Annotated in this window: 2 protein-coding genes; both read right to left on the bottom strand. The window is 45.5% G+C overall.

Annotated features, from left to right (window positions below):
- Positions 1–272 (bottom strand): hypothetical protein (locus VN105_RS07960; RefSeq protein WP_325639632.1); only part of this gene is annotated, 272 nt, incomplete at its 3' end.
- Between the two features lie 39 nt (positions 273–311).
- Positions 312–4,049, bottom strand: a complete 3,738-nt coding sequence (locus VN105_RS07955; RefSeq protein ID WP_325639630.1) for a DEAD/DEAH box helicase — start codon at positions 4,047–4,049, stop codon at positions 312–314.
- Between the last annotated feature and the right edge of the window lie 193 nt (positions 4,050–4,242).

The raw sequence follows: 4,242 nt of genomic DNA, 5'->3' as shown, positions 1-4,242 counted from the left end.
AGAAAATCAATAGAATCATCACTTGCAATTTGACCGAGCACGGCATTGAAACCAATAATGAATTGTAGGGATGTCTTAAATATATGTCTGACGGAACCATTCTCTAATTGGTAGCTTATAACTGGTCTGTCTTTTTTATCTCCTGAAACCAGCAAATTTTCAGCCTGTTCAAGTATATCTCTTATTTCCCGGATATCATAGTTATCCCTATTTAACTCAAGATTACCTTTTGAGCCACTAATCTTAATTTCTATGTAGCCAGTATTTTCCACAAACTAAATTTACGACAAAAGCCAATTCCGGTAAAATCATTAACTAAACAAATACAATACATCTTCCTTCGTCAGCTTCTTCACAAAACCACTGTCGTCAGAAATAATTTCCTTCACCAGTGACTTCTTGCGTTCCTGCAGCTGTAATATTTTTTCTTCTACCGTGTCTTTACAGATCATGCGGTAAGCAAAAATATTCTTGGTTTGCCCGATACGGTGGGTACGGTCAATGGCCTGTTGTTCTACTGCCGGGTTCCACCACGGATCTACAATGTACACGTAATCGGCAGCAGTGAGGTTCAAACCTACGCCACCGGCTTTCAGTGAAATAAGGAATACACGGCATTCGTCGTTGTGCTGGAAGTTCTGGATAGCCTTTTCACGATCAACGGTGGAAGTACTTCCATCAAAATACTCGTATGGTATTTTGAGATGTTGCATCCTGTCGCGGATCAATCCAAGCATTCCCAGGAACTGGGAGAAGATCAGCACCTTGTGATTACCGATATTCTCAGAAATTTCGCGGGTAAGCTCATGCAGCTTTACCGAATGGTTAGGATACTGTTCCGTATCATTCAGGATAGCGGGTGAATCGCAGATCTGCCGCAGCTTCATGAGGCCCTGCAGGATGGTAAGCTGGGAGCGTTCCATACCCTGATCCTCAATAACACCGAGGATCTTGGAGCGGTAAGTGTTGCGGTAAGCATCATAAATATGCCGTTGTTCCGCATCCATTTCGCAGAAGATCACGGTTTCTATTTTTTCCGGCAGGTCTTTCGCCACCTGTTCCTTGGTACGGCGAAGGATAAACGGATAGATCAGTTTACGCAGATGTTCTTTTCTTTCTTCATCCTGGAATTTGTCGATCGGCGTAGCAAATTCGTTGCGGAAAAAGTCGACGCTGCCGAGCATTCCCGGGTTCAGGAAGTTCATCTGGGCATAAATATCGAAGGTATTATTCTGCATCGGGGTACCGCTCAGCGCCAGCCTGTTCTTTGTTTGAAGCAGCTGTGCCGCTTTGGTTACTTTCGACTGTGGGTTCTTGATAGCTTGTGATTCATCAAGGATCACGTAGTCAAACTCAAGTTTCATCAGCAGCTGAATATCGCTGCGGAGCGTACCATAAGTGGTGATAACGGCGTCAAATTTACCCAGTTCTTCAGACGATTTTAATCGTGCTGGCCCATGGTGAATATGATGCCGGATATCCGGCGTAAATTTCCTGATCTCATTTTCCCAGTTATAGATCAGTGTGGTAGGACAAACGATCAGCGCCATTGTTTTGCCTTCATGCTTATTCTTGTAATACTGCAGGAAGGTGAGGGCCTGGATGGTTTTACCCAAACCCATATCATCGGCCAGGATACCGCCCCATTTGATATCATCGAGGTAATTCAGCCACTGGAAGCCGCTTTCCTGGTAAGGACGGAGCGTTGCCTGCAGGTTTTCCGGCAGGGCAATACTGCGGATCTCGTCGAATTGCAGCAGTTTACGGCGTTTCTGTTCAAGTTCCAGTACTACGGCTTCATCATCAATAAACTCGTAGAGCTCATCGATCACGCTGAAGTTGTATTTGCTGAGTTTAAGTCCTTTATCTTTTTCTTCCCCAACTTTAAAAAGCAGGGAATATTTGCGCAGCCATTCTTCCGGCAGCAGGCCCAGGGAGCCATCTGCCAGCTGAACATAGTTCTGTTTGTTTGCCAGCGCATTCTTAATATCCTTGATACTTACTTTCTGATCGCCATACAGTACTTCGATCTGTGCATCGAACCAGTCGATACCGGAGCTGATCTGTAAATTGGTGACTGGTTTATGCGAACTGAATTTAAAGTTGCGGAGGTTATCGAATCCGAACACCCGCACATTCATTTCTTTCAATGCATCGAAGAACAGGAAGAACCAGTTATTTTTCAGCGCTTCTTTGGCACGCAGGTAAAAATAATTATGGTTATCATGTTGTGCGAAGTTGGTATGTAAAGTGCGGAGCTTAGTTACAAAAGCATCTTCCGCATCTTTATTCCGGTGGATAACGAGCACTTTATTTCCCTCCTGCACGGTGATCTTGCTTTCGTCGTTCCACTCCACTTCCTGGCCGCGATAGGCGAAACCGGGCTGTATAATAAATGTTTCGCCGAGTTCCTTCAGGAATACCCGTGGCTCCGGCATTACATCCTTCAGTTCTGCGAGTAGTCCCTTATCGAACTGGATATCATACTGGCGGCTCAGCGGCAGCAGATAATCTTTCAGGTAAGCCGGCCATTCCTGGTTGGCGATACGCAGTTTTCCGTTTTGGCGGAAAAGTTCCACATGCAGGGCGTCCTGCGGGCTTTCAAACAAATAGATCACCTGTTTATAGAGGAACATTAACGGGCTTTCCCATTCATTTTCAGCTACATTTACCAGTTCTCCTTCGATGTTCACGTAGCAGTTGATGTCTACATGGGTATCGCCGGTATTGGTTTTTATGATCAGTTTGAGCCTGTCGGCGCCTATCTGCAGTTGCTGCAGGTTTTTTGTTTTGAATGCCTGCCTGTTGGGCAGTTCAAATACCAGTCCGTGTTCTGCCAGCTGCGGGAACAGTTTGGCAAGTTTGGGATGGAGGTATTCCAGCATCAGTTCCTTTGTTTCGGTGGGGAGTTCTTCTGCATTTTCATGCGTAATATTTTCCCAGATACCGGCAAAAGGAGAATTTTTGCTGAGGAATTTACTGACTTCAGTGCCCTGTAGTTTTCGTATAGGCGCTATCAGTTCCCTGTCTTTTTCCTTGAACTGGTAGAAGTCGATGTATTTGGTAAGATCCAGTTTGCTGGCCAGTGATACGAAGGCCGTTTGTTCTTCGTTGATTTCGCCGCTTACCAGGTCTATTTTAAAATAAGGGTACAGTGTTTCGTTGGCGTTAAATACTGCTGCCAGCCGTTGCGTAATGGTGATGGTTTCTTCCGGTGGCGGCGGGGCCGTAACCGGTTGCCGGCCTGCGCCCGCGCCATCTACCCTTTTGATGGAAGGGTCCAGCACGCGTAGAAACGGTTTGCCATCCATGTAGGAGAAGGCAAATTTTCCGTCGAGATCATCGGTGAGGGAATAGCCGTATAACGATAGCAGCTTATTCTTTTCCTTGTCCCAGTTGCGGAGGGTATCAAAGTAGAACGGGCCGTTTTTCTGTAAAAGTTGCAGGAACAGCGCTGCTTTGTGAACGCATAAAGCATGTTCTGTTTCGTCGCAGGTGCAATGCGTATCAAAAAAGCGTTCTTCATTCCGTTGAATGATCAGCGGAAACTCTTTCCCATTAAGCGTAAGCACGGCTTCTACCTTTTCATCTTTGGCCAGGTTTATTTTGGCAGGATGTTTTTTGGCGATTTCCTCTGCCTGCGCCAGTATAGTACCGGAGGTGAGCAGCTTAATGGATTTAATATCGATAGACTTCATTTTAATCAGCGTATGTTGCTGATCAAACTGTGTGTCGAAGCTTTCGAAATGATTTTTGTCCAGCATTTCCTGGAGCTGGAACAGTGCTGCGGCTTCATGCCGGCAAATGTCGCCCAGGTTGTAAGGGCATTGGCATCGGATGGACATACCGGTTGTTTCTCCATACTTGTTGATGGAAACACGGTAATAATTGGCATGTGTGTCGCTCTTTACGCGGAAGGTAGCTGTTTTCAGCACCGGGTCTGCCTCGATGAGTTCAACGCCCCCGGAAGAAAAAATACGCTTCCCCCTGCGGATCACTTCATCAGTGCCGTTGTTGTAAACATATTTTAGCAAATGGGGTAGCGACATACTATACGTTGTTGCCCACTTTTTATTATCAGCAAAAGGGTTAATAGATATATCAAAAAAACTTAACAGCTGATAAAAAGGCAATCCACAAAAGTAAGCAGAAAATTTCTAATAACCCGCAGCCAGGCCATTAACAACCCGTTAACCGCCTTCTGTTTACGGTGTCATTGCTGCACCTTTTTTTCAATATAAT

The sequence above is a fragment of the Chitinophaga sp. genome (assembly GCF_035564935.1).
Lineage (GTDB): Bacteria > Bacteroidota > Bacteroidia > Chitinophagales > Chitinophagaceae > Chitinophaga.
The sequence above is the reverse complement of the archived record's forward strand: the minus strand, read 5'-3'. Positions and strand labels throughout refer to the sequence as shown.